This is a genomic window from Vreelandella songnenensis (assembly GCF_003002925.1).
GTDB classification, from domain to species: Bacteria; Pseudomonadota; Gammaproteobacteria; order Pseudomonadales; family Halomonadaceae; genus Vreelandella; species Vreelandella songnenensis.
The window spans coordinates 81,547-108,214 of record NZ_PVTK01000009.1 but is presented as its reverse complement, the minus strand read 5'-3'; the positions used below and the strand labels follow the sequence as shown (position 1 = coordinate 108,214).

The following is a 26,668-nucleotide window of genomic DNA, read 5'->3' as shown; positions in this document are numbered from 1 at the left end:
TCCGTCGCGGTTAGCTCGCGTCAGTGATAAGAGTACCTACCCCAGCGTTGGTGAAGATTTCCAGCAACACTGCGTGAGGAACGCGCCCATCCACAATATGCGCACTGTTGACACCGCCTTTCACCGCGTCGAGCGCGCAACGGATCTTGGGCAGCATGCCGCCGTAGATGGTGCCGTCGGCGATCAGGGCGTCCACTTGAAGCGTGCTGAGGCCGGTGAGTACCTCGCCTTCACCGTTCATCAGGCCCGCCACGTTGGTCAAGAGCATCAGCTTTTCCGCGTTGAGTGCTTCGGCAAGCTTGCCGGCGACCAGGTCGGCATTGATATTGTAGCTGTGGCCTTCGCCGTCCACGCCGATCGGTGCGATGACGGGAATGAAATCACGCGCAGCGAGCATTTCGATCAGGTCGGTGGAGATCGACTCCACTTCGCCGACATGGCCGATATCGATGATCTCGGGCACGGTCATCTCGGGGCTCTGGTGTTCCACCTTGAGCTGGCGGGCGCGGATCTGGGCGCCATCCTTGCCCGTCAGGCCAATGGCCTTGCCGCCGCTCTGGTTGATCAGGTTCACGATGCTCTTGTTGACCAGGCCGCCAAGCACCATTTCCACGACGTCCATGGTTTGCGAGTCGGTGACCCGCATGCCGTTCACAAAGCGTGATTCGATGTTCAGTTTTTCCAGCAGGCTGCCGATCTGGGGGCCGCCGCCGTGTACCACTACCGGGTTGATGCCGACCTCTTTCATCAGCACGATATCGCGTGCAAACGAATTGATCAGCGTATCTTCGGTCATGGCGTTGCCGCCGTACTTGACCACCACGGTCTTGCCGGAGAACTGTTGAATATAGGGAAGCGCTTCGGAAAGCACTTCGACAACGACCTTGGGGTCGCGACTGGCTGAATTCATGATGTTGTCCCTTGCTTGCTGTTTTCTTTTACCCGGAGGGCGCGCGGCGAACGGCGCTTGTTATCGTATCGTGGCCGGCGCCTGAATCGGCGTGACGGGAATCTCCAGCGTTGGCGCCACGCGTGCCAGCGCGGCGGCAAAGCGCTCCCTTATACGCGCCAGGGCTTCGATGCTCTTGCCTTCAAACCGTAGTACCAGGGCCGGGGTCGTGTTGGAGGCCCGGCACAGGCCCCACCCATCGGGGTAATCGACCCGGATGCCGTCCAGCGTGGTCTTGATACCTTCGCCGAAGTCGCCCTCGCGGGCAAGCGCTTCTATCAGGCCAAACTTCTCTTCATCGCTGACCGGGATATTGATTTCCGGCGTGCTGGGATCCTGGGGGAAACGGTCGAAAAACGCATCGGCATCTTCATGGTAAAGCGCCAATATTTCCAACAGACGTGCGGCGGCATAAAGCCCGTCATCAAAACCGTACCAGCGCTCCTTGAAGAAAATATGTCCGCTCATTTCCCCGGCAAGCTGCGCATTGGTCGCCTGCATGCGTGCCTTGATGAGCGAGTGGCCGGTGCGCCACATTTCGGGTTCGCCGCCCGCCTCTTCGATGACCCGGGCCAGATTGCCGGTGCACTTGATATCAAAGATCACCCGGGCGCCCGGGTTGCGCGAGAGCATGTCCGTGGCAAACGCCATCAGCAGATGGTCAGGGTAGATCATCCGCCCGCGCGGCGTGACCACACCTACGCGGTCGCCGTCGCCGTCAAAGGCAAGCCCGATATCGGCGCCGGTTTCCTGCACCTTGTTGATCAGGTCCTGAAGGTTTTCGGGTTTTCCGGGGTCCGGGTGGTGATTGGGAAAGCTGCCGTCGATCTCGGCAAACAGGGCGGTGGTGGCGACCCCCAGCTGTTCGATCAGCTGCGGGCCAAGTTCGCCCGCCACGCCGTTGCCGCAGTCCACCACCGCCTTCAAGGGGCGCTTGACGTGAACGTCATCCAGAATGCGGGCAAGGTAGGTCGCGCGTATATCCAGTGTGCGCACGCTACCCTGGCCGCTGGTCAAGTCATTGGATTCGATGCGCGTAAAGAGCGCCCTGATCGCCTCACCGGATAGCGTCTCGCCGGCCAGCACGATCTTGAAGCCGTTGTAGTCCGGCGGGTTGTGGCTACCGGTGACCACTACGCCTGAGCGGCTCTCGGACAGCGTATGAGTGGCGAAGTAGAGCACCGGGGTAGGCACCATGCCGATATCGATGACGTCGCGCCCGGCCGCCGTCAGGCCACGGATGAGCGCCGCTTGCAGGGCCGGTCCGGACAGCCGGCCATCGCGGGCAACAATCACGCTCTGCTCGCCGCGGGCCGCGGCCTCGGCGCCAATGGCTCGGCCTATCCATTCGGCGGTGGACTCGCTCAGCGTCTTGTCCACGATGCCGCGGATATCGTAGGCACGAAAAATCGAAGCGGGTACGTCCATGGGCTATGTCCTGTCAAACGGGTCGCGCGGGCTACTGGCGGCCGGTGCTGCCAAAACCGCCGCTGCCCCGGGTGGAATCGGTAAAGGCGTCAACGATGGAAAGCTCGGCCTGCACCACGGGCACAAGCACGTACTGGGCCAGACGCTCGAAGGGCGAAAGCGTGAAGGCATCCTGCCCACGGTTCCAGACCGATATCATCAGCTCGCCCTGATAATCCGAGTCGATCAGGCCGACCAGGTTGCCCAGCACGATGCCGTGCTTGTGACCCAGGCCCGAGCGCGGCAGGATCATGCCCGCAAGGCCTGGATCTTCAATATAGATGGCAAGCCCCGTGCGTACGAGCTGGCATTCGCCGGGCTGCAACGTCAGCGGCGCGTCGAGCAGCGCGCGCAGGTCCATGCCGGCGGAGCCTTCGGTGGCGTAGTGCGGCATGTGATCACGCAGGCGCTCGTCGAGCACTTTGCACTGCAGGCGGGGGCGGGTCGTCATGAAGAAACTCCAGGATTAAGCAGGGGTGTTAAAAACGGTAGGTTAAACAGAGAGTAGCGTCAGCGCCTGGCGAACGATGCCTTGGGCCAGCTGGGTCTTTGGCTGTGGTGGCTCGCTGCGCTGCTCGATGCCCGTGGCGGTGCGCCACAGCAGCAGCGCGGCGTTTTCGTCGCTGCCAAAGCCCAGGCCGGCCTGTGAGACGTCGTTGGCGACGATCATGTCCAGGTTCTTGCGCGCGAGCTTGTCGGCGGCGTAGCGCTCGATCTGTTGAGTTTCCGCAGCAAATCCCACTACCAGCGGACGGCTATCGGCAGGCAGCGCCGCGACCTCGGCAATGATATCCGGATTCTTGATCAATGTGAGCGTCAGTGTGTCGCTATCTTCCTGTTTTTTAAGCTTGTGTTCTGCAGGTGAGGCCGAGCGGTAATCCGCGACCGCCGCGCAGCCGATGAACAGCGCGGCGTCCGGTGCCAGGCGTAGAGCCTCGGTATGCATCTGCACCGCGGATTCAACGTCGATACGCGTGACGCCCTGGGGCGTGGGCAGGCCCACCGGCCCGCTGATCAGGGTCACCCGGGCGCCCTGGGCCACGGCCGCAGCGGCCAGGGCGTAGCCCATCTTTCCCGAGCTGTGGTTGGAGAGATAGCGTACCGGGTCCAGCGCTTCGCGGGTGGGGCCTGCGGTAATTACCACGTGGGGGCCACGGCTGGGGGCAAGGGCGCGTGTAAAGTGGCTCGCCACTGCGTCAACGATCGTCTCGGGTTCGCTCATGCGCCCGGGGCCGACGTCGCCGCAGGCCTGATCCCCCGAAGCCGGGCCGATCAACTGCCAGCCATCCAGCGCCAGCTGCTGGGCATTGCGCTGGGAGGCCGGGTGGCGCCACATGGCCTGGTTCATCGCGGGGGCAATCAGCTTGGGCGCTTCGCAGGCCAGGCACAGCGTGGTGAGTAGATCATCGGCCATGCCGTTGACCAGCCGGGCGATCAGGTCGGCGGTGGCGGGCGCAATCAGCACCAGGTCCGCCCAGCGGGCAAGCTCGATATGCCCCATGCCGGCTTCGGCCTCCGGGTCGAGAAGCGAGGTGCGCACTGGCTCCCCGGACAGGGCCTGAAGCGTCAGCGGCGTAATGAACGCCTGGGCGCCATCGGTCATCACCACGCGTACCTCGCAGCCCGCCTGCTTGAGCAGACGTACGATCAGCGCGCTTTTGTACGCGGCAATACCTGCGCTTACGCCCAGAAGGATACGTTTGCCGGCAAGCGTTGCTATCGATGGAGTGTCAGAAACCATGGCAGGAAGTCCACATGAGCGTTCTTTGGGAGGCTTACCATACCATCCGTCCTGCTAATTTGGCATGTTGAAGCGAATAACGGTTAAGCTAGGTTTACTGAGCTTTTAGGGCGTTCATGCTGTGAGGAGGGCAGATGGGGATCAATCACTGGCCGGAGGGCGAGCGGCCACGCGAAAAGCTTCTGACCATGGGGGCGCAGACGCTTTCAGACGCTGAGCTGCTGGCGATTTTTCTGCGCGTGGGCGTGCAGGGGCGCTCGGCGGTCGACTTGGCGCGCGACCTGCTGAGTACATTTGGCGGCCTGCGTCCGCTGCTTGAAGCCGATCAGGCAAGCTTTTGTGCCGCCCACGGGCTTGGCAGCGCCAAGTTTGCCCAACTTCAGGCCACGCTTGAGATTTCCCGGCGTCATCTGGCAAGCCAGCTGGCTCGGGGTAACGCGCTAACCTCGCCGGAGCTGGTGCGCCACTACCTGAGTTCTCAGCTGCGCCATTTGGGGCATGAGGAGTTCGCGGTAATTTTTTTGGACACACAGCACCGAATTATTCGCTATGAATCCCTGTTTCGCGGTACCCTAGACAGCGCATCCGTTTACCCCCGCGAAGTTGCCAAGCGCGCATTAGAACTTAGCGCTGGCGCCGTTATCCTTGCTCACAATCACCCTTCCGGTGTGGCTGAGCCAAGTGATGCTGATCGTCGTATCACCGAACGCTTGAAGGAGGCCCTTGGCCTCTTTGACGTGCGCGTACTGGATCATTTTGTGGTGGGAGATGGAGACGTGGTCTCTTTTGCCGAGCGCGGCTGGCTATAAGCAGTGGATGGAAAGCAGGCGTATCGCGTTGGCTTTACCCACCAAATGCCTCTAAAACGGCTTTTTTTGGCCTTTTTGGATGGTTTTGCTTGTCGATGGCCGGGTGCTCTGGTATAAAGTGCCACCTTTAAACTTGGGTTGAATAACGGATTTGGGCACAGCTAGGCGGTTAACGGCGTCGACTCCCTCTCTTCCGGTTTGCCCGACAGTTTTGAACACTCAGGCTTATACCCTGGCCAAGCGGTTGGAGGCTCTCATGTCCAAAGTATGTCAGGTTACCGGCAAGCGTCCGGTAACTGGTAATAACGTTTCACACTCCCAGCGTAAGACACGTCGTCGTTTCTTGCCGAACCTGCACACCCATCGTTTCTGGGTTGAATCCGAAAACCGCTTCGTCAAGCTGCGCGTCTCTTCCAAGGGCATGCGTATCATTGACAAGAAAGGTATCGAGACGGTTCTGGCTGATATCCGTAAGCGCGGCGACGCCATCTAAGACAGCATTATTGGGAGAGTTAAACCATGCGCGATAAGATCAAGCTGGTGTCCAGTGCCGGTACAGGCCACTTCTACACCACGGATAAAAACAAGCGGAATACCCCGGACAAGTTCGAATTCAAGAAATACGACCCGGTGGTCCGCAAGCACGTTATCTACAAGGAAGCCAAGATCAAGTAATCGCGTAAGCGATGATCGGCTTTCACCGCAGGCGAGCGCCTGTTGAAAACCCGGCCTCACGCCGGGTTTTTGCATGTATGGGCTTTGCGCAAGGCGGCTTTTTTAAGTACCTTTTTAAGAACTTGATGTGCCTGCCTGCCCGCCCTGCACGTACCGATATCGTTACCAGGTCCCCTTCATGCCCGAACTGCCCGAAGTCGAAACTACCAAACGCGGCGTCGCCCCCTATCTTGAAGACCAGGAAATCACCGAGGTGCTGGTTCGCCAGCCGCGGCTGCGCATTCCCGTGCCTGACGATCTGGCCGAGCGCCTGATCGGCGCGCGCATCGGTACTCTGACCCGGCGCGCCAAATACCTTCAGGTGCCGGTGCACCAGGCAAGCGGTGACGCCACGCTCCTGTGGCATCTGGGCATGTCGGGCAGCCTGCGGATTGCCCAGGTAGGTGATATTCCCAAGAAACACGACCATATTGACGTGGTAACCGCCAATGGACACGTGCTGCGCTATCACGACCCGCGGCGCTTTGGCTTCGTTGACTGGCAGCTGGGCGATGGCACGGCGGATCGCCGTTTGGTACACCTTGGGCCGGAGCCTCTGGACGATGCGTTCGACGGCCGCTGGCTGTATACGCTTTCACGCGGTAAACGCATGGCGGTCAAACCCTTTTTGATGGATAACCGCGTGGTCGTCGGGGCGGGCAATATCTACGCGTCGGAAGCGCTGTTCATGGCGGGTATCGACCCGCGCCGCGCGGCCGGGCGTATCTCCGTGGCGCGCTATGAGGCGCTTGCCGCCGCCGTCAAGGAAGTGCTGGCGGCGGCGATTACCCAGGGCGGCACCACGCTGCGCGATTTTGTCAGCGGCCAGGGCGAGCCGGGTTATTTTGCCCAGCGGCTGAATGTCTATGGGCGTCAGGGCGAGCCCTGTCTACGCTGCGGGGCAGCGCTTCAGCGTATTACGCTTGGCCAGCGTGCCAGCGTATTTTGCCCCGTCTGCCAGCGATGAGCGCTGGCCGCACCCCCTATTTTGTTGTCTACGTTTTTGGAGACTGTTGTGACCCAACGCCTGCGCTTGAATAAAAACGCCGATCGCCGCCTGAAAGCCGGCCATCTGTGGATCTACTCCAACGAAGTGGATATCAAGGAAACGCCGCTCAAGAACTTTACCCCCGGCGAGGCCGCGCTGGTGGAGGCGTCCAACGGTAAAACGCTGGGGGTTGCTTACATCAATCCGCATTCGCTGATTGCCGGGCGCGTGATGTCCCGCGACCCGGAAATGCGCCTTGACCGCTCACTGTTCGTGCATCGCTTCAACCAGGCTCTGGCCTTGCGTGAGCGTCTCTACGCCAAGCCGTTCTATCGCCTGATTCACGGCGAAGGTGATCTTCTGCCGGGGCTGGTGATCGACCGCTTTGGCGATGTGCTGGTCGTGCAGCTCAACACCGCGGGTATGCAGGCCCTGGCCGATGAAATCGTCGATGCGCTCGAGAAAGTCATCAAGCCTGAGGTGATCGTCTTCCGTAACGATACCGGCGGGCGCCGTCAGGAAGGCCTGGAAGCCCACGTTGACGTGGTCAAGGGCACGCTGCCTGATGAAGTCATCATCGAAGAGAACGGTACCCGCTTCGTGGTGCCGGTGCTCAATGGCCAGAAGACCGGCTGGTTCTTCGATCACCGCGAAAACCGCGCGTGGCTGAACAACCAGGTGGCCGGCAAGCGTGTGCTGGACGTGTTCAGCTACGTTGGCGGCTGGGGCGTGCAGGCCGCGGCCAGCGGCGCAAGCGAAGTGCTGTGCATCGATGCTTCCGGCCCGGCGCTTGAGCAGGTGGCCCGCAACGCTGAACTCAACGGCGTGGCCGAGCAGGTGGCGATTGGCGAAGGCGACGCCTTTGAAGCGCTGGCCGCTCTGAAAGCCGACGGCGAACAGTTCGACGTGGTGATTCTGGATCCGCCGGCGTTCATCAAGAAGCGCAAGGACATTCCCAACGGCGAGCGCGCCTATGCACGCCTGAACCGCGAGGCCATGCGCCTGCTGGGCCGCGACGGCCTGCTGCTCTCGGCATCCTGCTCCATGCACCTGGCAAGCGATCGTCTGGTAGATGTAGTACGCGGCGCGGTACGCCATCAGGACCGCCACGGCCAGGTGATCTTCCAGGGCCATCAGGGGCCGGATCATCCGGTACACCCGGCGATTCCGGAAACCGCGTACCTGAAGGCATTGGGCGTTCGAGTGTTTCGCGATTAATCAGCGCCAAGCCTAAGCCCGCGCTGGCATAGGCGGGCGCGCGATACAGGAGAGGCTTATGGAGTGGGCACTGCCAGATCCCTACGTGATCGATATTCTCGTCGAGCGTGCCTCGATCGATGCCTACGGGCACGTGAACAACAGCGAGTATCTGCGCTGGGTCGAGCAGATCAGCTGGGCTCACTCTGAAGCGCTGGGGCTCTCCATCGAGCGCTACCGCGAACTGGATCGCGCCATGGCGGTGCATCGTCACGAGCTTGACTACCTGGCCCCGGCGTTTGCCGGTGACGAGCTGGCGCTCGCCACCTGGATCGTCGAATGCGACGGGCGCTTTACCCTGACGCGCCGCTTTCAGCTCAAGCGGCGCGAGGATGGCAAGACCCTGCTGAACGCGCGCACCCGGTTTGCCTGCATCGCGCTTTCCAGCGGGCGGCCCAAGCGTCTGCCCGATGAGTATCAGAAAATCTACGGCGCAGTGCTGGTGATAGAGGATAGCTAAATGCCTGTTAAAGAGTGTCATCGCGTTAAATAATGCTGTATGAAAACGCCTTTATAGGCGTTTTTTCTGTTTTAAGGCCATGCGTTAGCGGCGCTCTCTCGCTGTGCTGTAATGCTAGAGGAACTTATATTCTGGCTCAGGAGAGATCACCATGCAGATTGGCGTTCCCAAGGAAATCAAGAACCACGAGTACCGCGTGGCGCTGACCCCCACCGGGGCGCGCGAACTTGTCGGCCAGGGCCATACCGTGACTGTGCAGGCTGGCGCGGGTGAGGGTGCAGGCTTCAGCGATGGCGACTTTGAAGCGGCCGGCGCGCAGATCGAAGGTGATATCGATGCGCTGTGGCAAGGTGCCGAGCTGATTCTGAAGGTCAAGGAGCCCCAGCCGGAGGAGGTCGCCCGATTGACGCCGCAGCATACGCTGTTTACCTATCTGCACCTTGCCGCTGAAGAGGCGCTGACGCGTGGGCTGATGGAGAGCGGGGCGACCTGCATCGCCTACGAAACCATCACCGATGCCCAGGGCGGTCTGCCGCTGCTGGCGCCCATGAGCACCGTGGCCGGGCGTATGGCGGTGCAGGCGGGAGCGCATAGCCTGGAGAAAGCTCAGGGCGGCTCCGGCGTGCTGCTGCCCGGGGTGCCGGGGGTGTCACCTGGCAAGATCACCGTGATTGGCGGCGGCGTGGTCGGCGAGAACGCTGCACGCATGGCGCTGGGACTGGGGGCCGAGGTGACCATTCTGGATAGGTCACTGGCACGCCTGGGCGTACTGGATGACCGCTACCAGGGGCGTATCAAGACGGTCTACTCCACGGCGGATGCGCTGGATCACGCCGTGCGCGAGTCCGACATGATCATTGGTGCGGTGCTGATTCCCGGTGCCGCAGCCCCCAAGCTGATCACGCGCGCCATGCTGGCCGACATGAAGCCGGGCAGCGTGCTGGTGGACGTGGCCATCGACCAGGGCGGCTGCTTTGAAACCAGTCGGCCCACCACTCACGCTGAGCCTACTTACATGGTGGATGGGATCGTGCACTACTGCGTGGCCAACATGCCGGGCGGGGTGGCACGCACCTCGACGCTTGGGCTGACCAACGCCACGCTGCCCTTCGTGCTGGCCCTTGCCAACCAGGGCTGGCAGCAGGCACTGCGCGATGATCGCCACTTTCTGCCGGGGCTTAACGTGCACGCAGGAAAAATCACCTACCCGGCCGTGGCAAAGGCCTTTGGCCTTGAGTGCCACGACCCGGCAAGTGCCCTTGGCTAATACTTGACGTTGAAGCAGACTCTTCTAATAGTGAGGGGGCACTTCGTCTTCCGGGCGGCCTGCGCCCTGGCTATCGTTATCCTGCAGGGCCTGGTGCTGCTCGCGCAGGCGTTCGCGCATCAGGACGCTTAGCTGCTCGAGTTTTTCAAGTCGGCGTTCCTGCTGGGCTACCGCCTGATCAAGGGTATCCAGCCAGTGTTCCTGGTAGGCGAGCCGGCTTTCCAGCGCTTCAAGGTGTTGCGTTAGCTCGGCAGGAGAAAAGTCTTGTGTCATGGTAACATGGCAACCTTGTGTAGTATGTCCGGTACTGTCGGGAATGGGCCTGGCAGTTCGGGTATTGTCCTTCGTCTGTTACCCATACAACAAGAGAGCTTTTATCATCTATGAATCCAAAAGTTGTGTTTCGCTGTTTATTGATCAGTGTATTGCTAGCCGCCCCCACGCCGCTTCTGCTGGCGGGGATTGTTCATTTAACCAACGCACCCCTGGCTGAACTGTGGCAGGCTGAACTGGCCATCAGTGGCGTCAGCGGTATCTATATCGCCGTAGCCTTGGGAAGTTTTATCGTTTTGTGTATCGGTACATTGGCTTCTGCCGCTTTGGCACCGCCAATGGTCGTCGCAGCCGGCGTCGAGCGTTCAGAGGCTGCTCGTGCCAAGGCGGCACCTCGCCCCCAGCCGGTCGAAGAACTGGACGATGAAGAGGAAGATATCATCGACCCCAATGACGGTCGGGAAGAGGGTGAAGTGAAGTGGTTCAACACCAACAAGGGCTACGGTTTTATTACCCGCGATAACGGCGAAGACGTGTTCGTTCACTTTCGCGCTATTCGCGGCCGTGGCCCGCGCATGTTGGCAGAAGGTCAGATCGTGCGTTACCACGTCATCAAGAACGACCGTGGTCTGCAGGCAGATGACGTCAGTATCATCGAGTAGAAAACGCTACGTTCAAAAGCGCCTTTGGCGTGATGCCCATCGACCCCGCCCCGGCGGGGTCGATTCGTTTAGCGCGTTTAACGGCCTGAGTCCGGCCACTCGATAGCGCCTTCGCGGCCATCCGGCAGCACCTGCCAGAAGCGGTCGGGGTCGGCACCGGGGTGCCAGCCGCCAAGCGAGCAGCGGATTTCCGTTTGCAGGGCAACGGCTGCGTGCTGGGCGCACTCCTGGTCGGTCGCCCAGGGCGTCTGTGCGCTATCGAACCAGAGGCTTGAAAAGCCGTCAGCGGCGTTTTCCACCAGCAGTACCGGCACCTCCTCGCCCTGGTGTGTGCCGCGGGTCTTCCACTTGCCCTTGCCCGCCGGGGAGAGCGGCGATGCCAGCAGTGCCTCGGCAAGCCAGGCATTGAGCGTCTCGTGCGAGACGCTTGCCACATACACTTCAATATCCGGATAGCGATCCATCAAACGCTTACCTCATCGGTTGTCAGCAGTGCCTGAAGCGTTGCCTCGTAGATGCGGCTCAGGTCATCCAGGTCGCTGGCGCGTACGCGCTCGTTCACCTTGTGGATGGTGTCGTTGAGTGGGCCAAGCTCCACCACCTGAGCGCCCAGGGTAGCGATAAAGCGCCCGTCGGAGGTGCCGCCGCTGGTAGAAAGCGCCGGGCGCTTGCCGGTCACCGCCTCCACGCCGCGTATTGCCGCTTCTACAAGCGCGCCTTCGGCGGTCAGAAACGGCTCGCCGTTCAGCGTCCAGTCCAGCTGATACTCGAGGCCGTGCTGGGCCAGAATGGCTTCCGTACGCGCCTTGAGCTGCTCGTGGGTCACTTCGGTCGAGAAGCGGAAGTTGAAGACCACTTCTACATCGCCGGGGATCACGTTGGTGGCCCCGGTGCCGGCGCGCAGGTTGGAGATCTGGAAACTGGTTGCCGGGAAGAAGTCGTTGCCCGCATCCCAGTGCTCGTTGACCAGCGCATCGAGTGCCGGCATCGCCTGATGAATCGGGTTGCGCGCCAGGTGCGGATAGGCCACGTGGCCTTGAATGCCGTGAATATGCAGTACCCCGCCCAGCGAGCCGCGCCGGCCGTTCTTGATCACATCGCCCAGCCGCTCGGTGGAGGAGGGCTCGCCCACGATGCAGTAATCCAGCCGCTCGTTACGCTCACGAAGCTGTTCGACCACTGCGCGAGTGCCGTCCACCGCCGGGCCCTCCTCGTCAGAGGTGATCAAGAAGGCGATTCGGCCGTCGTGGTCCGGGTAGCGCTCGACAAAGCGCTCGACCGCGGTGACCATGGCTGCCAGGCTGCCTTTCATATCCGCCGCGCCGCGCCCGCAGAGCATGCCGTGCTCGTCGATACAGGGCGAAAACGGCGGAAACTCCCACCCAGCCGGGGGGCCGCTGGGGACCACGTCGGTATGGCCGGCCAGAGCGATGACCGGGCCGTGATGCCCGCGTACCGCCCAGAAGTTCTTGATATCGCCGAACGGCATACGCTCGATATGAAAACCGAGCGCACTCAAGCGCTCGATCATGACGTCCTGGCAGCCTTCGTCGTCCGGCGTGACGGATGGACGGCTTAAAAGCGCAAAGGCAAGCTGAAGCGTGGGCGACAGCGTGTCAGGCTCAGTTATGGGCATGCAGCGCCTCGTTCAGCGCAATCGCACTCTTGTTCGTCAGACACTCGACACGGCCATTTTTAGAATTGCGGCGCAGCAGCAGATCGTTTTGGCCGGCCAGTTCACGCGCCGCCAGGGTTTTTACTTCGTTGCCCTGGTCATCCAGCAAGGCCACTTTAGTACCTGCGGTGATGTACAAGCCGGACTCTACTGTACAGCGGTCGCCGAGCGGAATGCCGATACCGGCGTTGGCGCCGATCAAACAGCCTTCGCCTACCTTGATCACGATGTTACCGCCACCCGAGAGGGTGCCCATGGTCGAGCAGCCGCCGCCCAGGTCCGAGCCCTTGCCGACCATGACGCCCGCAGAGATGCGCCCTTCGATCATGCCGGGACCTTCAGTGCCGGCATTGAAGTTGACGAAACCTTCATGCATCACCGTGGTGCCTTCGCCCAGGTGCGCGCCAAGACGTACCCGCGCGGTATCGGCAATGCGCACGCCGGTCGGTACGACGTAGTCGGTCATCTTGGGGAATTTATCCACGCAGTCGACGGACAGGGCACGCCCTGCCAGGCGCGCTTTCAGGCGGCGTGCGGGCAGCTCCTCGATATCGATGGCGCCTTCGCTGGTCCAGGCAATGTTGCGCAGCAGGCCAAACATGCCGGTCAGATCAACGCCGTGCGGCTTGACCAGACGATGCGAAAGCAGGTGCAGCTTGAGGTACACCTCGGGGGCAGTTTGCGGCGCTTCGTCGCTTTCCAGGAACATGGCGACCAGCGGGCGCTGGCTTTCCGCCAGCGATTCGGCAAGCTCGGCCTGCTCGGCGTGGCCGGCGGCTTCAAGCGCTTTGGCAAGGCGAGTGCAGTCTTCCGGCAGGAAGCTGACGGCCGCGTTGCCGGCAGGCGCGTCAAGCGCTTCGCGAGCGGCGCTCACCAGGCTCTCCTGGGGGCTGTAAAGCGGTGCCGGGTAGTAAATTTCCAGCCAGTCGCCCTGGGTGTTCTGCGTGCCGATTCCAAGCGCAAAGCTCAGCATAAAATCTCATCCTTTGGTTAATGGCGCTGTCAGCGGTGCGTCAACAGCGCCCAGCAGTGTATGGCAGTAAATCAGGTAAAAGCGCCCGGTCAGGCGCTCAGATTATCGTAATCGCCGTCACGGTAGCCCACCTTGATGGCATCGCCCCCCATATCCAGAAGCGGACGCTTGAGCAGGGTCGGGTGCTCGATGAGCAGTCGACGAGCGGAGTTTGCATCCAGGCCGTCCTTCTCTTCCTGGGGAAGGTCGCGCCAGGTCTTGCTGCGCTTGTTGATGGCCTCTGCAAGCGGTACGCGCTCCAGAATATGCTCCAGCAGGGTGGCCGACAGGCCGTCCTTGCGCAGGTCGTGGGCCTTGAAGGGAATGCTGTTTGCTTCCAGCGCCTTGCGCGCCTTGCGGCACGTATCGCAGGTGTCGATGATATAGAGCGTGAACATATAACCTCACTCGCTTGCTGTGTGCCGTAAGCGGCATGCTCAAGTGTATGGGGTAACCCGTCCCGGTCAGCCGCGTTCAATCAACTGCCGGATACGCTGGGCCGCCTCGAGAGTGGGGGCCAGCTCGGCTACCAGCGCAAGGCGCAGCCGGCCTGCGCCCGGGTTGATGCCCTGAGCGTCGGCCCGGCCCATCAAGCTGCCCGGCAGTACGCTCACGTGCTGCTCGGTGTAGAGACGCTGGGTAAACGCGATATCGTCACCATTGGGTACGGCGGGCCACAGGTAGAAACTCGCTTCCGGCGTGGGGAAGTCCATCACCGGCGTCAGCACGTCCGTTACCGCGCTGAACTTTTCGCGGTAGGCGTCGCGGTTGGCGCGCACGTGGTCTTCATCCTGCCAGGCGGCGATGGAGGCGTGCTGTACCGGCAGCGACATGGCGCAGCCGTGGTAGGTGCGGTAGCGCTTGAACGGCGCCAGAATCTCGGCGTCCCCGGCCACAAAGCCCGAGCGCAAGCCCGGCAGGTTAGAGCGCTTGGAGAGCGAATGAAACACTACGCAGCGGCGGTAGTCGTCGCGGCCAAGCTCGGCGCAGGCCTGCAAGAGCCCGGGCGGCGGTGCGCTTTCATCCAGATAGAGCTCCGAATAGCACTCGTCGGAAGCAATGATGAAGTCGTGCTCGTCGGCCAGGGCAATCAGCTGCTTGAACTCGCTGATCGAGTTCACCGCGCCGGTCGGGTTGCCCGGCGAGCAGACGAACACGATCTGTACGTCGCGCCAGGCGGCCGGGCTGATCGTGGAGAAATCCGGGCGAAAGCCGTTCTCGGCAGTGCAGTCAAGGTACAAGGGCGCGCCGCCGGCCAGCAGCGTGGCGCCTTCGTAAATCTGGTAGAACGGGTTGGGCACGGCGACCTTGGCAGGGCGGGTGCGGTCCAGCGCGGCCTGCACAAACGCAAAAATGGCTTCGCGCGTGCCGTTCACCGGCAGCACCTGGTGTTCGGCATCAAGGCCTGCCAGGTTAAAGCGCCGGGTAGCCCACTGTGCCAGGGTGTCACGCAGTGCGGGCAGACCGTTGGTGGCCGGGTAGCGGGCCATCTCCAGTTGATGGGCCGTCAGGGCTTTAAGCGCTGCGGGGTAGGGGGCATGCTGGGGTTCGCCAATGGTCAACGGGATATGGGTCAGCTGTGCCGGAGGCGTCAGTTCGGCTTTCAGCGCGGCCAGCTTCTCGAACGGATAGGGGTGTAGGGCGGCGAGATCAGGATTCATAGTGTGTCCGTTGAGCGCATTTTGGATAGCGTGCCCTGCAAAGCGTGTTCAGAACGGCAGGCGTAAAGCAGCGATTATAACAATCCCCGGAGTGGGCTCAAACTTAAGCGCCATACAAGCGTATTTAAGCGTTTACACGCCGAGGACTTCGATCAGCCGCTCGCGCAGCTGCTGCTGGCGCATGGGGTCGGTCAGTGGTTCTCCCGCCTTGGTGGTGATGAAGAATACGTCTTCCACGCGCTCGCCAAGCGTTGCGATCTTGGCGGTCGAAAGAGCAATATCCTGCTCCATGAAGATGCGCCCGACCCGGGCCAGAAGCCCCGGCCGGTCCGGTGCGGTCAGTTCCAGCAGGGTGCGGTCGTTGGCCGGGTCCTGCTCGATCAGCACTTCGGTAGGCACCTTGAAATGCTTCAGCTGGCGCGGCGTATGCCGGGTAACGATTTCCGGGTAGTCGTCCGGGTCGTCCAGCTCCTCGACAAGGTGGCTGCGCATCTCCTCGATGTGCTCTGGATCCCGAATCGGTTGGCCCTGGCTATCCAGCACGATGAACGTGTTAAGCGTCCAGTTGTTGTGCGAGGTGACGATACGCGCATCGTGAATCGAGAGTCCCAGCTGCTCCATGGCAGCGGCGGTGGCGGCAAACAGGTCATCCACCGAGCGGGTATGGATGAAGACCTTCGTGCCGCCTTCGGCCATGTCTGCGGTGGGGGCACTGATCAGCACCAGCGGCAGCGGCGAAGCGTTGTGGGCCAGGATGCCCTGGGTCTGCCAGACGATTTCACTGGGCGCGTACTGCAGGAAGTAATCCTCGCCCAGCGACTCCCAGAGCGGTTCGATCTGGGCGCTGCCAATTCCGATGCTGCGCAGAAGTGAGCGCGCCTCGCTGCGGGTTTCCCGCACCCAGGCGTCGCGATCCGGCGGGTTCTTGAGGCCGCGTCGCAGGGCGCGCTTGGTCTCGGCGTAGAGCTGGCGCAAAAGCGACGCTCGCCAGCCGTTCCAGAGCGTGGGGTTGGTGGCGTTGATATCGGCGACGGTAAGCACGTAAAGGTAGTCAAGCCGGGCTTCGTTGCGCACCACCAGGGCAAAATCGCGAATCACGTCCGGGTCGCTGATATCCCGCTTCTGTGCGGTCATCGACATCAGCAGGTGATGCTCAACCAGCCAACTGACCAGCCGCGTGTCGTGGGTGGAAATATGGTGGCGCTGGCAGAACTGCTCGACGTCCCGAGCGCCAATCTCCGAGTGGTCGCCGCCGCGGCCTTTGCCGATGTCGTGAAAAAGCCCTGCTATCCACAAGAGATCCAGCTTGGGCAGCTGGTGAATCAGCGCCGCAGCTACCGGAAACTCATCCTTGGCGTCGGGCTTGCGAAAGCCGTGGAGGAATTTGAGCAGGCGCAGGGTGTGGGCGTCCACGGTATAGATATGGAACAGGTCGTGCTGCATCAGCCCTACCGCGCGCCCAAACTCCGGCAGGTACTTGCCCAGAATGCCGTAGCGGTTCATGCGCCGCAGCTGGCGTGGCACGTTGCCGGGGGCGCGCAGAATCTCCATGAACAGCCGCTGGTGAAGCGGGTCGTCACGGTAGTGGTCGTCGATCTGGTGGCGGTGATCACGAATCAGGCGAATGGTGTCAGCGCGCACGCCCTCGATCTCCGGATGCCGGGCCATGAGCAGGAAAAGCTCCAGCATGGCCGCCGGCTGTTCGCGGAACAGCGAACGCGAACGCACCTGAATGTAGCCGCCGGTGGTCTCGAAGCGCTCGTTGAGCTGCACGGTCTCAAGCGCTTGCTTGCCGCGCAGAATGACTTCGTCAAAGTGCTGCAGCAGCATGTCGTTAAGCCCGGCAAGTGCGGTGACATGGCGATAGTAGCGCTTCATGAACTGCTCGACGGCCAGACGTTCGGGGGTATCCCGAAAGCCGAACAGCTCGGCGATGGTGCGCTGATGATCAAACAGCAGGCGGTCTTCGGCGCGGTCGGTCAGCATGTGCAGGGCGTAGCGCACCTGCCACAGAAACGCCTGACCCTGGCTCAGGATGCGCAGCTCGGCATCGTTCATGAAGCCGTTGGCCACGATGTCAGCGTACTGTTCGGTGCCGAAGTGGCGCTTGGCCACCCAGCCGATCATCTGGATATCGCGCAGCCCGCCGGGGGAGCTCTTGAGATTGGGCTCCAGATGGTATTCAGAGTTGTTGTAACGGTAGTGGCGGGTGATCTGCTCCTGCCACTTGGCTTCAAAGAAGCGATCGGCCGGCCAGACGTGCTCGGCGCTCAGGCGCTCGCGCATCTTTTCCCGCAGCGTTTCGGGGCCGGCGATCAGGCGTGATTCCAGCAGGTTGGTAATCACCGTGACATCCGCCAGCGCCTCGCGCTCGCAGTCGTTCAGCGAACGCACGCTGTGGCCGATTTCCAGGCCGATATCCCACAAAAAGGTGATAAAGGCAGTCAGCGGTTCGCGGTAGGCGGTGTCGTCGTCATCTTCAAGCAGCAGCAGAAGATCGACATCCGAATGAGGGTGCAGCTCGCCGCGGCCATAGCCGCCCACCGCTACCAGCGCGATACCGTCGTCCGGCCAGGCGTGGCGTGCCCAGGCAATCGCCAACAGCTGGTCCAGATACCAGGCGCGCCCGCGTACCAGGTCACGGATGTCCGCACCTGCGCGAAAGCGCTCGTCCAGACGCGCCTGAAGCTCGCGCAGCGCCGTCTTGAAGGGCGCAATGGGTGAGCGCGAACCGGAAAGTTCCTCGCGAAAGGCGTCGAGGTCGTAAAGCGACGTGTCCGGTTCGAACCGGTAGTGGTGGAGAAGCATCAGGCGTTCAGGAAACTGAAGTCTTCATCGCTGCGCGCGGTCAGCACTTCAACCCCGGTCTCGGTCACCAGCAGAGTATGCTCCCACTGCGCCGAAAGGCTCTTGTCCTTGGTGACGGCGGTCCAGCCATCGCGCAGTACCTTGGTCTTGTAGCCGCCCACGTTGATCATCGGCTCGATGGTAAAGCACATGCCCGCTTCCAGCGCGATATCCGCATCGGGCGCGTAGCCGTCGTAATGCAGAAACTGCGGGTCTTCATGGAAGTCTGCACCAATGCCGTGGCCGCAGAAGTCGCGAACCACCGAGTAGCCGTGACCTTCGGCGTGCTTCTGGATGACGCGGGCAAGCTCGGAAAGGCGCACGCCAGGCTTGACCAGCGCGATGCTCTTGTAAAGGCACTCCTGGGTAATCCGGCACAGCCGCTCGCCCTGGATGGTGTCGCCGATGATGAACATCATGCTGGAGTCGCCGTGGTAGCCGTCTGGCGTCTTGACGGTGACATCGAGGTTCATGATGTCGCCGTTTTTAAGGATCTTATTGAAATCCGGAAAGCCGTGGCACACGACATGGTTCAAGGAGATGCAGGTAGCGTGGGTGTAGCCGTGGTAGTTGAGCGGGGCGGGAGTGGAGCCCAGTTCATTGACAATATATTCATGACACAGTCGGTCGATCTCGCCGGTGCTGACGCCCGCCTGTATATGAGGCGTGATCATTTCGAACACACTGACGGCCTGGCGCCCAGCTTCGCGCATTTTCTCGATTTCTGAAGGTGTCTTGATAGGAACGTTCATGAATTCTCGATATGGGTTCAGATTCAGACTGTCGTCGTACATGACAGGTAGTGAATGACAGGTAGTAAATGACAGTATGCAGGTAACCGTCTTGATTAGCCGTATCACGCGGCAAATATTGCGCGTTACGCAGGCTGTGGCTTCATCTTGGCAAGGATCTATGGTATAAAGCCGCGCGCTTTCCTGCAATCGCTCGCTCGCTTCTTTAACGTGAGTCGGCGATCATGGCGAGGCGAACAACCTGCAGTGCGCTTGTTTGGGCGCGCTGCTTAATAGCAAGCCTTGAAAACACACATGCACCGGCACATGGTCCCGGGTGCCGCTGGCAGCGCTAGACGCGGTCAACGGTCGGATCCATGGGGTGCGTGGAGGCCTAACCCGAGTTTCAGGAGTTTTACCATGTCTCACGTCAATATGCGTGACCTGCTCAAAGCAGGCGCTCACTTCGGTCACCAGACCAAATACTGGAACCCGAAGATGGGCAAATTCATCTTCGGCGCGCGCAACAAGATTCACATCATCAACCTCGAACACACCCTGCCGGCGCTGAACGAAGCGATCGACGTGGTCGAGAAGATGTCGGCATCCAACAACAAGATCCTGTTTGTTGGCACCAAACGCAGCGCTAGCAAGATCATCAAAGAAGAAGCGAATCGCGTTAATCAGCCGTTCGTCAACCATCGCTGGTTGGGCGGCATGCTGACTAACTTCAAGACCATCCGCCAGTCCATCAAGCGTCTGCGTGATCTTGAAACCATGCGCGAAGACGGCACGTTCGAGAAGCTGACCAAGAAAGAAGTCTTGATGGCGACTCGCGAGCAAGAGAAGCTCGAGCGTTCTATCGGTGGTATCAAGAACATGGGCGGCCTGCCGGACGCACTGTTCGTGATCGACGTTGACCACGAGCGCATCGCGATCAACGAAGCCAACAAGCTGGGTATCCCGGTCATTGGCGTGGTTGATACCAACTCAAACCCGGATGGCGTTGATTACGTGATCCCGGGTAACGATGACTCCATTCGCGCTATCCAGATCTACGTGAAGGCCATTGCCGACGCGTGTGGTCGCGCCAAAGAAGGTCGTCCGGACGAGTTTGTTGAAGTGACCGACGAGGCTGCTTCCGCCGAGACTGACGCTGCTGCCGAGTAAGGTTGCAGTGGATGCGGCGGGCAGTTGGGCCGCATCGTGACAAGAGGGGGCCTGTGCCCCCTTTTTCCCGCTTGGGATGAACCCATCCTGGCGGGCCGATTGCGCCGGGCAATGTATGCCGGCAAGCGGCCTTCGGAGTGATACATGATGGTCATCTGTCATGCCTATACTCTGTAGGGCGTTTAACTCTCATAGAACCATTTCCGAGGTGAATTCTCATGGCAGCTATCAGCGCCTCTCAGGTCAAGGAACTGCGCGAACGTACCGGTCTCGGCATGATGGAGTGTAAAAAAGCACTCACCGAAGCCGACGGCGATATCGACGTCGCGATCGAAAACCTGCGCAAGAGCTCGGGCCTAAAAGCCGCGAAGAAAGCCGATCGCACCGCCGCTGAAGGCGCGGTGGTTACGCGTGTTGCCGAAGACGGCAGCTACGGTGTAATGGTTGAAATCAACTCCGAGACCGACTTCGTTGCTCGCGATGATAACTTCATTGCCTTCTCCAAAAAGATTGTCGATGCCTTCTTTGCTGCCAAAAGCGAAGACGTGGCGTCCGTCATGGCCGGCGATCTGGAATCCACGCGCGAGCAGCTGGTTCAGAAGATCGGCGAGAACATCGGCGTGCGTCGTGCCGTTGTTGTCAACGCGGTCGAAGGTGGTCTGGTGGGCGAATACGTCCACGGCGGCCGCATCGGCGTTCTGACCGTTCTGAAAGGTGGTACTTCAGAAGCGGCCAAGGACGTTGCCATGCACGTGGCAGCCATCAATCCGGCGGTTGCGCATCCTGAAGAGATGCCGCAGGAGCAGCTGGATGAAGAAAAAGCCATCATCCTGGCGCAGCCGGACATGGCGGGCAAGCCCGAGCAGATCGCTGAGAAGATGGTTCAAGGCCGTCTGAAGAAGTACCTGGCGGAAAACAGCCTGACCGAGCAGCCGTTCGTTAAAGACCCGAACCAGACCGTTGCCGAGTTCGTCAAGGCAGCCGGTGGTGAAGTGGTCAGCTTCACACGCTTTGTCGTGGGTGAAGGTATCGAGAAAGAAGAAGTCGACTTCGCCAAGGAAGTTATGGAACAGGCTGGCCGTCGTTAAGGTCAGACGTTTCAGTCAGAAGATGGCGTGCGCGTAAGCGCACGCCTTCGTGTATCCGGCCCCTGCTAAACCTGGGGCCGCTTCGCCCACCTGTGTCCAGGTCTGCCTCAGGAGAGATGCCATGTCACGTGATATTCAAGAGCCCACCCCCCTTGCTGCCGGAAGCCAGATTGGCAAGTCCAAGTCAAAGTACAAGCGTATTCTGCTGAAGCTTTCCGGCGAAGCGCTGATGGGCGAGCACGATTTTGGTATCGACCCGAAAGTGCTGGACCGCATGGCGCTGGAAATCGGCCAGCTGGTAGGCATCGGCGTTCAGGTAGGCATCGTGATCGGAGGTGGCAATCTGTTCCGTGGCGCTGCCCTGAACGAGGCCGGAATGGATCGGGTGACCGGCGATCACATGGGAATGCTGGCAACCGTGATGAATGCACTTGCCATGCGTGATGCCCTCGAGCGTTCCAATATACGCTCACGGGTCATGTCAGCGATTCCCATGAGCGGCGTGGTCGAGCATTACGACCGCCGTACCGCCATCCGTTATCTGACGTCGGGAGACGTGGTACTGTTTTCGGCAGGCACGGGCAATCCTTTCTTCACCACCGACTCCGCCGCCTGTCTGCGCGGCATCGAAGTCGATGTTGACGTTGTCATCAAGGCCACCAAGGTCGATGGTGTCTACGACAAGGACCCGGTCAAGCATGCCGACGCGGTAAAATATGACCAGCTCTCCTACGATGATGCCCTGGATCAGAAACTGGGTATCATGGATTTGACCGCTATCTGCCTGGTACGTGACCATAATATGCCGGTGCGGGTATTTGATATGAACAAGCCTGGTGCCCTGCTGAATCTGGTAGTAGGGGGCAAGGAAGGCACGCTGATAGACAGAGGGTTATAACGTGATCGACGATATCAAGAAAGATGCTGAATCTCGCATGAAAAAAAGCGTTGAAGCGCTGGGAAGCAACTTCAACAAGATTCGTACCGGACGCGCGCATCCCAGCATTCTGGATGCGGTGACCGTTGAGTACTACGGTGGCCAGGTGCCGCTGAACCAGGTCGCGTCAGTGAACGTTGAAGATGCGCGCACGCTTGCCGTGGCACCCTGGGAGCAGAGCATGGTGCCGAAGATCGAAAAGGCCATCATGATCGCCGATCTCGGTCTGAACCCGTCAAGCGCCGGTAACGTCATTCGCGTACCCATGCCCATGCTGACCGAAGAGACGCGCAAGGGCTACATCAAGCAGGCGCGCTCTGAGGCTGAGCACGCTCGCGTGGCCGTACGCAACGTGCGTCGCGACGCCAACGGTGACTTCAAGGACCTGCTCAAGGAAAAAGAGATCACCGAAGATGATCAGCGCCAGGGTGAAGATGAAATCCAGAAGCTGACCGACAAATATATCGCCGAGATCGACAAGGCGCTTGTCGCAAAAGAACAGGATCTGATGCAGGTATAAACCGCCTGTTTTTACTTAGCAGCGGGCAGCCAGGCTGCCCGCTGGGCCTATGGCTTTATTATGACTGAGCTTTTGTGCGAGACCCCATGACGTCACCGCAGCTTCCCGAAGAACAGCCGAGCGACGCCAGCACGCCACCTCTCACCGCAGGGGAAGTCATGCCGTCGCACGTTGCCATCATCATGGACGGCAATAACCGCTGGGCCCGCGCCCGTGGGCTATCCGGCGTACGCGGTCACCGCGCGGGTGTCGAAGCCGTCAGAGCGGTGATTCAGCGCGCCGCCGAACGCCAGGTAAAGACCCTGAGCCTGTTTGCCTTTTCAAGCGAAAACTGGCGACGCCCCGCGGCTGAAGTCAACGCGCTGATGGAGCTTTTCCTGATGGCGCTCAAGCGCGAAGTCAAGAAGCTCAACGACCGCAATATCCGGCTGTCGATCATTGGCGAACAGCGCGGCTTTTCTCATGCGATTCAAAAGTATATTCATCGTGCAGAGGCACTGACCGCCAACAATACCGGCATGCATCTGGTGATTGCCGCCAACTATGGCGGGCAGTGGGATATCGCCCGGGCAGCGCAAACGCTGGCCGAACAGGTAGCCCGGGGCGAGCTCAAACCTGACGAGATCGATGAAACCTGCTTTGATGAAGCAATGGGCAGCAGCAACGTGCCGCCCATTGATCTGTGTATTCGAACAAGCGGCGAGCAGCGGCTTTCCAACTTCATGCTGTGGCAGTTGGCCTATGCCGAGCTGCATTTCTCGCCCTTACTCTGGCCCGATTTCGGCGCCGAAGCCCTGGACGTTGCGCTAAACGATTTCTGCAAGCGACGCCGGCGCTTTGGTATGACCGACCAACAAATAGAGGCGCAAGGTGCTTAGACAGCGGATTATCACCGCAGCCTGGCTGGCACCGCTGGTGCTGGCTGGCCTGTTTGGCTTGCAAGGCGGCGCATTTGCGCTTTTTACCGCTGTCATGGTGCTGCTTGGCGCCTGGGAGTGGACGAATCTTTCCGGCGTCATGCGCCAAGCCTCGCGTATCCAGCTGGTGGCCGCGCTTGGCGTCATCATGCTGCTGATGTGGCTTAGCGGCGCCGCGTTTGCCGTGTGGCCCTTGTGGTGCGCCGCCCTTGGCTGGCTGCTTAATCTTTTCTGGGTCACCCAGTACCCGGAGAAGGGGGCTCAGTGGCAGGCAACGTCACGCCGGCTGGCGATGGGGCTTTGGGTGCTGCTGCCCTGCTGGGTCGGGTTCAATATCCTGCGCGAAAGCGGCGCGGTATGGTTGCTGTTCGTGCTGCTGCTGGTGTGGTCGGCGGATATCGGCGCCTATTTTGCCGGCCGCCGCTTTGGCAAGCGCAAGCTCGCGCCGCGCGTCAGCCCCGGCAAGTCCTGGGAGGGCGTGATCGGTGGGCTGGTGGCGACCACGCTGCTGGCGGTTATCTTTGCCTTTTGGCAGTCGCTGGGCTTCACCGGCGGTATCACCCTGGTGGTCATGACGGCCGTGGTCACGCTTACCTCGGTGCTGGGCGATCTGCTCGAAAGCATGCTCAAGCGTTACCGGGACATCAAGGACTCAAGCCAGCTTCTGCCGGGCCACGGCGGGGTGCTGGATCGTATCGATAGCCTTACCGCCGCCATCCCGCTGTTTGCGCTGCTTTACCTGCTGGTGCTTCAGGCACAGGTAGCGCCGCTATGAGTGCTTTGCCCCGTCAGTGGGTTACCGTACTCGGCTCGACGGGCTCCATTGGTGTCAGTACGCTGGATGTGATTGCCCGCCACCCCGAGCGCTATCGGGTTTATGCATTGACTGCGCACACTTCGAAAGAAGCACTTCTCGATCAATGCCTGGCGCACCACCCCCAAGTCGCCGTCCTCGATAGCGACGCCGACGCTGAATGGCTGCGCCGGGCGCTTGAAGGCGCCGGCCAGTCAACAGCGGTGCGCGCAGGCCACGAGGCGCTCTGTCAGGTGGCTCGCGAGGCGTGCGTTGACGCCGTGATGGCCGCGATTGTAGGTGCTGCCGGCCTGATGCCTGCGCTGGCCGCGGCAGAAGCCGGCAAGCGTGTGCTGCTGGCCAACAAGGAAGCGCTGGTGATGAGCGGCGCGCTGTTCATGCAGGCTGTCGAGCGCGCTGGTGCTACGCTGCTGCCGATTGATTCCGAGCATAATGCCATCTACCAGTGCCTGCCGGCGGTCCATCGCGGTGGGCTTGAGCGTTACGGCGTTCGCCAGCTTCTGCTGACTGCCTCGGGCGGCCCGTTTCGGACCTGGGGCGCAGAGGAGATTGCCAAGGTCACGCCGGATCAGGCCTGCGCGCATCCCAACTGGTCGATGGGGCGCAAGATTTCGGTCGACAGCGCCACGCTGATGAACAAGGGGCTGGAACTGATCGAGGCGTGCTGGCTGTTTGATGCCACGCCCGAACAAATTCAGGTGGTAGTGCATCCACAGAGTGTGATTCACTCCATGGCGGCTTACACCGACGGCTCGGTCATCGCCCAGTTGGGTAATCCGGATATGCGTACGCCGATTGCCTACGGACTGGCGTGGCCTGAGCGTATCGATGCCGGGGTGGAAACGCTGGATCTGTTTCAGGTAGCCCGGCTGGATTTCGAGGCGCCGGATGAGGCGCGTTTTCCCTGCCTGCGCCTGGCCCGAGAGGCCATGCAGACAGGCGGTGCGGCGCCGGCCATTCTCAATGCGGCCAACGAGATAGCGGTCGAGGCGTTTCTGGCCGGTACCCTGGGCTTCGAGGCGATCGCCAAGGTCGTGGCCCAGGTGCTGGCGCTGCCCTACGCGGGTAACGCAGACACCATCGAGAATGTTCTGGCGGCGGATCAGTGGGCGCGTCAGCAGGCGGTAGAGCAGCTAGGCAGGCATTCGCGGTCATGAGCGCTGGATACAGCGTTAATGGGTACAGAATTAATGGGTACAGAGTTGGTCGCTTGAGCATCGGCGGCTGGTAGGTATGGTGCCAAGGAGTACAGTGTGGGCCTGTTACAAAACGTTTTAGCGGTCATCGTCGTGCTGGGGCTTCTGGTCACCTTCCACGAGTTTGGGCACTTCTGGGTGGCACGGCGCTGCGGCGTCAAGGTGCTGCGCTTCTCCGTGGGCTTCGGCAAGCCGCTGTGGTCAACCGTGGATCGTCAGGGAACGGAGTACGCCGTGGCGGCCATTCCGCTGGGCGGCTACGTCAAGATGCTAGACGAGCGCGAAGCGCCGGTGCCCGATGACCAGCTCGATCAGGCCTTTAACCGCAAGAGTGTCTGGCGGCGTATTGCGATTGTTGCCGCTGGCCCGCTGGCCAACTTCCTGCTCGCCATCGTTGCCTACTGGGCGCTGTTCGTCTCCGGCACGACCACGATCATTCCGATGGTGGGTGACGTTCTGCCCGATTCACCGGCTGCCGAAGCAGGTCTTGCCCATGGCGATGAAATCACCGCCATCCAGAACGATCCGGTGCGCTCCTGGGAAGAGATCAATCTGAAGCTGGTTTCCATGATCGGCTTCAGCGGCACGCTCACCATCAATGCCCTGCCCGAAGGCAGCAGCAGTGAACGCAGCTACGCCCTTGAGGTCGATAATTACCTGACCCGTCAGGACCCGCCGCAGCCGCTGGAAACACTCGGCATGGCGCCCTGGCAACCCGAGTTCCCGGCCGTATTGGGCCAGGTGGTCGAGGGTGAAGCGGCGGCCAATGCTGGCCTGCAGCCAGGCGACCGTATTATGGCGATTGACGCCACGCCGGTGGAGGACTGGATGCAGTTTGTCACCATGATCCGGCGCAGCGCAGGTGAAACGCTGAGTGTGGCCTATCAGCGCGGTGACCAGCAGGGTGAGCTTTCGTTGACACCCGGCAGCACGGCGCTGGAGAGTGGCGGCGAGGTTGGGTACATTGGAGCAGGCGTCGAGCCGGTTTCCTGGCCCGAATCGATGCAGCGTGAAATTCGCTATGGGCCGATTGAAGCAGTAGGCCAGGCGCTTTCGCGTACCGGCAATATGGTAGTGTTGACCGTTGATGCGATTCGCAAGATGCTGGTGGGGCTGATCTCGCCCTCCAACTTGTCCGGGCCGATCACGATAGCCCAGATTTCCGGTGATTCGGCCCGGGCAGGCGTTGAAGCGTTTGTCGGCTTTCTGGCCTATCTCTCCATCAGCCTCGGAGTGCTCAACCTTCTGCCTATTCCGGTGCTCGATGGTGGACATTTACTTTACTATTTTTTAGAAATCGTGCGTGGGCGGCCGGTTTCTGAACAAACCCAGGCAATTGGGCTGCGCATCGGGCTTGCCATGGTAGGTGGCTTGATGGCGATGGCCCTGTATTTCGATCTGATGCGCCTTTGGTAATGACGCGTGTAGCGCGCAGGATGCCTTGTCATCTGCCTGCACAAATGTATATGGTGCCTATCTGGAACGATAGGCAGACCAACGCGAGCGAACTGAC

28 protein-coding genes are annotated in these 26,668 nt (G+C 60.9%); 16 read left to right on the top strand and 12 right to left on the bottom strand.

All coding sequences use genetic code 11. The features are described 5' to 3' along the window. Positions 1-10: 10 nt before the first annotated feature. The 4 genes from argB to coaBC are packed head-to-tail and all read right to left on the bottom strand — an operon-like array spanning position 11 to position 4,157. Positions 11-910 (bottom strand): acetylglutamate kinase, encoded by a 900-nt coding sequence (gene argB, locus B0H98_RS14310; RefSeq protein ID WP_106375742.1) that lies wholly within the window; start codon positions 908-910, stop codon positions 11-13. Between the two features lie 60 nt (positions 911-970). After that, positions 971-2,377: a phosphomannomutase/phosphoglucomutase gene (locus tag B0H98_RS14305; RefSeq protein ID WP_106375741.1), complete on the bottom strand. Its 1,407-nt coding sequence runs from the start codon at positions 2,375-2,377 to the stop codon at positions 971-973. Between the two features lie 31 nt (positions 2,378-2,408). After that, positions 2,409-2,867 carry a dUTP diphosphatase gene (gene dut / locus B0H98_RS14300; protein WP_106375740.1) on the bottom strand — a complete coding sequence of 153 codons (459 nt, stop codon included), beginning with the start codon at positions 2,865-2,867 and terminating at the stop codon, positions 2,409-2,411. Positions 2,868-2,909: 42 nt separating this feature from the next. Continuing rightward, positions 2,910-4,157, bottom strand: coding sequence for a bifunctional phosphopantothenoylcysteine decarboxylase/phosphopantothenate--cysteine ligase CoaBC (gene coaBC / locus B0H98_RS14295; protein ID WP_106375739.1), 1,248 nt, complete (start codon positions 4,155-4,157; stop codon positions 2,910-2,912). 134 nt (positions 4,158-4,291) lie between these two features. Between coaBC and radC the strand changes: the two genes are divergently transcribed. From radC to ald, 7 genes are all read left to right on the top strand, one after another. Further along, positions 4,292-4,966 (top strand): RadC family protein, encoded by a 675-nt coding sequence (radC, locus tag B0H98_RS14290; protein ID WP_106375738.1) that lies wholly within the window; start codon positions 4,292-4,294, stop codon positions 4,964-4,966. A gap of 256 nt (positions 4,967-5,222) precedes the next feature. Next, positions 5,223-5,459, top strand: a complete 237-nt coding sequence (gene rpmB / locus B0H98_RS14285; RefSeq protein ID WP_038481085.1) for a 50S ribosomal protein L28 — start codon at positions 5,223-5,225, stop codon at positions 5,457-5,459. A 26-nt stretch (positions 5,460-5,485) separates the two neighbouring features. Next, positions 5,486-5,641 (top strand): 50S ribosomal protein L33, encoded by a 156-nt coding sequence (rpmG, locus tag B0H98_RS14280; RefSeq protein WP_009098622.1) that lies wholly within the window; start codon positions 5,486-5,488, stop codon positions 5,639-5,641. A 178-nt stretch (positions 5,642-5,819) separates the two neighbouring features. Then, positions 5,820-6,647: a bifunctional DNA-formamidopyrimidine glycosylase/DNA-(apurinic or apyrimidinic site) lyase gene (gene mutM, locus B0H98_RS14275; protein WP_106375737.1), complete on the top strand. Its 828-nt coding sequence runs from the start codon at positions 5,820-5,822 to the stop codon at positions 6,645-6,647. Between the two features lie 48 nt (positions 6,648-6,695). After that, positions 6,696-7,886, top strand: coding sequence for a class I SAM-dependent rRNA methyltransferase (locus B0H98_RS14270; protein WP_106375736.1), 1,191 nt, complete (start codon positions 6,696-6,698; stop codon positions 7,884-7,886). 58 nt (positions 7,887-7,944) lie between these two features. Then, a complete protein-coding gene (locus B0H98_RS14265) occupies positions 7,945-8,385 on the top strand; it encodes an acyl-CoA thioesterase (RefSeq protein WP_106375735.1) in 441 nt (146 codons plus the stop codon). A 151-nt stretch (positions 8,386-8,536) separates the two neighbouring features. Then, a complete protein-coding gene (ald, locus tag B0H98_RS14260) occupies positions 8,537-9,652 on the top strand; it encodes an alanine dehydrogenase (RefSeq protein ID WP_106375734.1) in 1,116 nt (371 codons plus the stop codon). Positions 9,653-9,676: 24 nt separating this feature from the next. Here ald and B0H98_RS14255 read toward each other — a convergent pair whose 3' ends face one another. Continuing rightward, positions 9,677-9,925: a SlyX family protein gene (locus tag B0H98_RS14255; RefSeq protein ID WP_106375733.1), complete on the bottom strand. Its 249-nt coding sequence runs from the start codon at positions 9,923-9,925 to the stop codon at positions 9,677-9,679. A 110-nt stretch (positions 9,926-10,035) separates the two neighbouring features. Between B0H98_RS14255 and B0H98_RS17275 the strand changes: the two genes are divergently transcribed. Further along, complete coding sequence (locus B0H98_RS17275) at positions 10,036-10,587, top strand: cold-shock protein (protein ID WP_106375732.1); 552 nt, start codon at positions 10,036-10,038, stop codon at positions 10,585-10,587. Between the two features lie 77 nt (positions 10,588-10,664). Here B0H98_RS17275 and B0H98_RS14245 read toward each other — a convergent pair whose 3' ends face one another. The 7 genes from B0H98_RS14245 to map all read right to left on the bottom strand — a co-directional run bounded on the left by B0H98_RS14245 (position 10,665) and on the right by map (position 18,534). Next, positions 10,665-11,051 carry a hypothetical protein gene (locus B0H98_RS14245; protein WP_208623622.1) on the bottom strand — a complete coding sequence of 129 codons (387 nt, stop codon included), beginning with the start codon at positions 11,049-11,051 and terminating at the stop codon, positions 10,665-10,667. Further along, entirely contained in the window at positions 11,051-12,223 is a 1,173-nt protein-coding gene (dapE, locus tag B0H98_RS14240; protein ID WP_106375730.1) for a succinyl-diaminopimelate desuccinylase, read from the bottom strand. The genes B0H98_RS14245 and dapE overlap by 1 nt, the downstream gene beginning before the upstream one ends. Then, a complete protein-coding gene (gene dapD / locus B0H98_RS14235) occupies positions 12,210-13,235 on the bottom strand; it encodes a 2,3,4,5-tetrahydropyridine-2,6-dicarboxylate N-succinyltransferase (protein WP_106375729.1) in 1,026 nt (341 codons plus the stop codon). Before dapD ends, dapE begins: the two co-directional genes overlap by 14 nt. Positions 13,236-13,324: 89 nt before the next feature. Further along, entirely contained in the window at positions 13,325-13,672 is a 348-nt protein-coding gene (locus tag B0H98_RS14230; protein WP_106375728.1) for a Spx/MgsR family RNA polymerase-binding regulatory protein, read from the bottom strand. 66 nt (positions 13,673-13,738) lie between these two features. Continuing rightward, complete coding sequence (dapC, locus tag B0H98_RS14225) at positions 13,739-14,935, bottom strand: succinyldiaminopimelate transaminase (protein ID WP_106375727.1); 1,197 nt, start codon at positions 14,933-14,935, stop codon at positions 13,739-13,741. 132 nt (positions 14,936-15,067) lie between these two features. Beyond that, positions 15,068-17,743, bottom strand: coding sequence for a [protein-PII] uridylyltransferase (locus B0H98_RS14220; RefSeq protein WP_106375726.1), 2,676 nt, complete (start codon positions 17,741-17,743; stop codon positions 15,068-15,070). Next, positions 17,743-18,534: a type I methionyl aminopeptidase gene (map, locus tag B0H98_RS14215; RefSeq protein WP_106375725.1), complete on the bottom strand. Its 792-nt coding sequence runs from the start codon at positions 18,532-18,534 to the stop codon at positions 17,743-17,745. Before map ends, B0H98_RS14220 begins: the two co-directional genes overlap by 1 nt. Positions 18,535-18,933: 399 nt before the next feature. Between map and rpsB the strand changes: the two genes are divergently transcribed. The 8 genes from rpsB to rseP all read left to right on the top strand — a co-directional run bounded on the left by rpsB (position 18,934) and on the right by rseP (position 26,571). Beyond that, entirely contained in the window at positions 18,934-19,683 is a 750-nt protein-coding gene (gene rpsB, locus B0H98_RS14210; RefSeq protein ID WP_106375724.1) for a 30S ribosomal protein S2, read from the top strand. A gap of 218 nt (positions 19,684-19,901) precedes the next feature. Continuing rightward, positions 19,902-20,771 carry a translation elongation factor Ts gene (gene tsf, locus B0H98_RS14205; RefSeq protein ID WP_106375723.1) on the top strand — a complete coding sequence of 290 codons (870 nt, stop codon included), beginning with the start codon at positions 19,902-19,904 and terminating at the stop codon, positions 20,769-20,771. Positions 20,772-20,892: 121 nt separating this feature from the next. After that, positions 20,893-21,669, top strand: a complete 777-nt coding sequence (gene pyrH / locus B0H98_RS14200) for a UMP kinase (RefSeq protein WP_106375722.1) — start codon at positions 20,893-20,895, stop codon at positions 21,667-21,669. A 1-nt stretch (position 21,670) separates the two neighbouring features. After that, on the top strand, positions 21,671-22,228 hold the full coding sequence (gene frr / locus B0H98_RS14195) for a ribosome recycling factor (RefSeq protein ID WP_106375721.1): 558 nt from the start codon (positions 21,671-21,673) through the stop codon (positions 22,226-22,228). Between the two features lie 86 nt (positions 22,229-22,314). Then, positions 22,315-23,106: a polyprenyl diphosphate synthase gene (uppS, locus tag B0H98_RS14190; protein WP_106375720.1), complete on the top strand. Its 792-nt coding sequence runs from the start codon at positions 22,315-22,317 to the stop codon at positions 23,104-23,106. Further along, a complete protein-coding gene (locus tag B0H98_RS14185) occupies positions 23,099-23,920 on the top strand; it encodes a phosphatidate cytidylyltransferase (protein WP_106375719.1) in 822 nt (273 codons plus the stop codon). Before uppS ends, B0H98_RS14185 begins: the two co-directional genes overlap by 8 nt. Beyond that, entirely contained in the window at positions 23,917-25,116 is a 1,200-nt protein-coding gene (ispC, locus tag B0H98_RS14180; RefSeq protein ID WP_106375718.1) for a 1-deoxy-D-xylulose-5-phosphate reductoisomerase, read from the top strand. Before B0H98_RS14185 ends, ispC begins: the two co-directional genes overlap by 4 nt. A gap of 96 nt (positions 25,117-25,212) precedes the next feature. Next, entirely contained in the window at positions 25,213-26,571 is a 1,359-nt protein-coding gene (rseP, locus tag B0H98_RS14175) for an RIP metalloprotease RseP (protein ID WP_106375717.1), read from the top strand. Positions 26,572-26,668: the final 97 nt, after the last annotated feature.

Bases quoted from the DNA above. Each gene is read 5' to 3' on its own strand.
- dapC (WP_106375727.1), bottom strand. From the start codon at position 14,935: ATGAATCCTGATCTCGCCGCCCTACACCCCTATCCGTTCGAGAAGCTG.
- mutM (WP_106375737.1), top strand. From the start codon at position 5,820: ATGCCCGAACTGCCCGAAGTCGAAACTACCAAACGCGGCGTCGCCCCC.
- ispC (WP_106375718.1), top strand. From the start codon at position 23,917: ATGAGTGCTTTGCCCCGTCAGTGGGTTACCGTACTCGGCTCGACGGGC.
- map (WP_106375725.1), bottom strand. From the start codon at position 18,534: ATGAACGTTCCTATCAAGACACCTTCAGAAATCGAGAAAATGCGCGAA.
- coaBC (WP_106375739.1), bottom strand. From the start codon at position 4,157: ATGGTTTCTGACACTCCATCGATAGCAACGCTTGCCGGCAAACGTATC.
- ald (WP_106375734.1), top strand. From the start codon at position 8,537: ATGCAGATTGGCGTTCCCAAGGAAATCAAGAACCACGAGTACCGCGTG.
- rpsB (WP_106375724.1), top strand. From the start codon at position 18,934: ATGTCTCACGTCAATATGCGTGACCTGCTCAAAGCAGGCGCTCACTTC.
- rpmG (WP_009098622.1), top strand. From the start codon at position 5,486: ATGCGCGATAAGATCAAGCTGGTGTCCAGTGCCGGTACAGGCCACTTC.
- pyrH (WP_106375722.1), top strand. From the start codon at position 20,893: ATGTCACGTGATATTCAAGAGCCCACCCCCCTTGCTGCCGGAAGCCAG.
- argB (WP_106375742.1), bottom strand. From the start codon at position 910: ATGAATTCAGCCAGTCGCGACCCCAAGGTCGTTGTCGAAGTGCTTTCC.
- rpmB (WP_038481085.1), top strand. From the start codon at position 5,223: ATGTCCAAAGTATGTCAGGTTACCGGCAAGCGTCCGGTAACTGGTAAT.
- B0H98_RS14245 (WP_208623622.1), bottom strand. From the start codon at position 11,051: ATGGATCGCTATCCGGATATTGAAGTGTATGTGGCAAGCGTCTCGCAC.
- dut (WP_106375740.1), bottom strand. From the start codon at position 2,867: ATGACGACCCGCCCCCGCCTGCAGTGCAAAGTGCTCGACGAGCGCCTG.
- B0H98_RS14255 (WP_106375733.1), bottom strand. From the start codon at position 9,925: ATGACACAAGACTTTTCTCCTGCCGAGCTAACGCAACACCTTGAAGCG.
- uppS (WP_106375720.1), top strand. From the start codon at position 22,315: ATGACGTCACCGCAGCTTCCCGAAGAACAGCCGAGCGACGCCAGCACG.
- B0H98_RS14230 (WP_106375728.1), bottom strand. From the start codon at position 13,672: ATGTTCACGCTCTATATCATCGACACCTGCGATACGTGCCGCAAGGCG.
- dapE (WP_106375730.1), bottom strand. From the start codon at position 12,223: ATGCCCATAACTGAGCCTGACACGCTGTCGCCCACGCTTCAGCTTGCC.
- dapD (WP_106375729.1), bottom strand. From the start codon at position 13,235: ATGCTGAGCTTTGCGCTTGGAATCGGCACGCAGAACACCCAGGGCGAC.
- tsf (WP_106375723.1), top strand. From the start codon at position 19,902: ATGGCAGCTATCAGCGCCTCTCAGGTCAAGGAACTGCGCGAACGTACC.
- B0H98_RS17275 (WP_106375732.1), top strand. From the start codon at position 10,036: ATGAATCCAAAAGTTGTGTTTCGCTGTTTATTGATCAGTGTATTGCTA.
- radC (WP_106375738.1), top strand. From the start codon at position 4,292: ATGGGGATCAATCACTGGCCGGAGGGCGAGCGGCCACGCGAAAAGCTT.
- B0H98_RS14265 (WP_106375735.1), top strand. From the start codon at position 7,945: ATGGAGTGGGCACTGCCAGATCCCTACGTGATCGATATTCTCGTCGAG.
- B0H98_RS14220 (WP_106375726.1), bottom strand. From the start codon at position 17,743: ATGCTTCTCCACCACTACCGGTTCGAACCGGACACGTCGCTTTACGAC.
- B0H98_RS14305 (WP_106375741.1), bottom strand. From the start codon at position 2,377: ATGGACGTACCCGCTTCGATTTTTCGTGCCTACGATATCCGCGGCATC.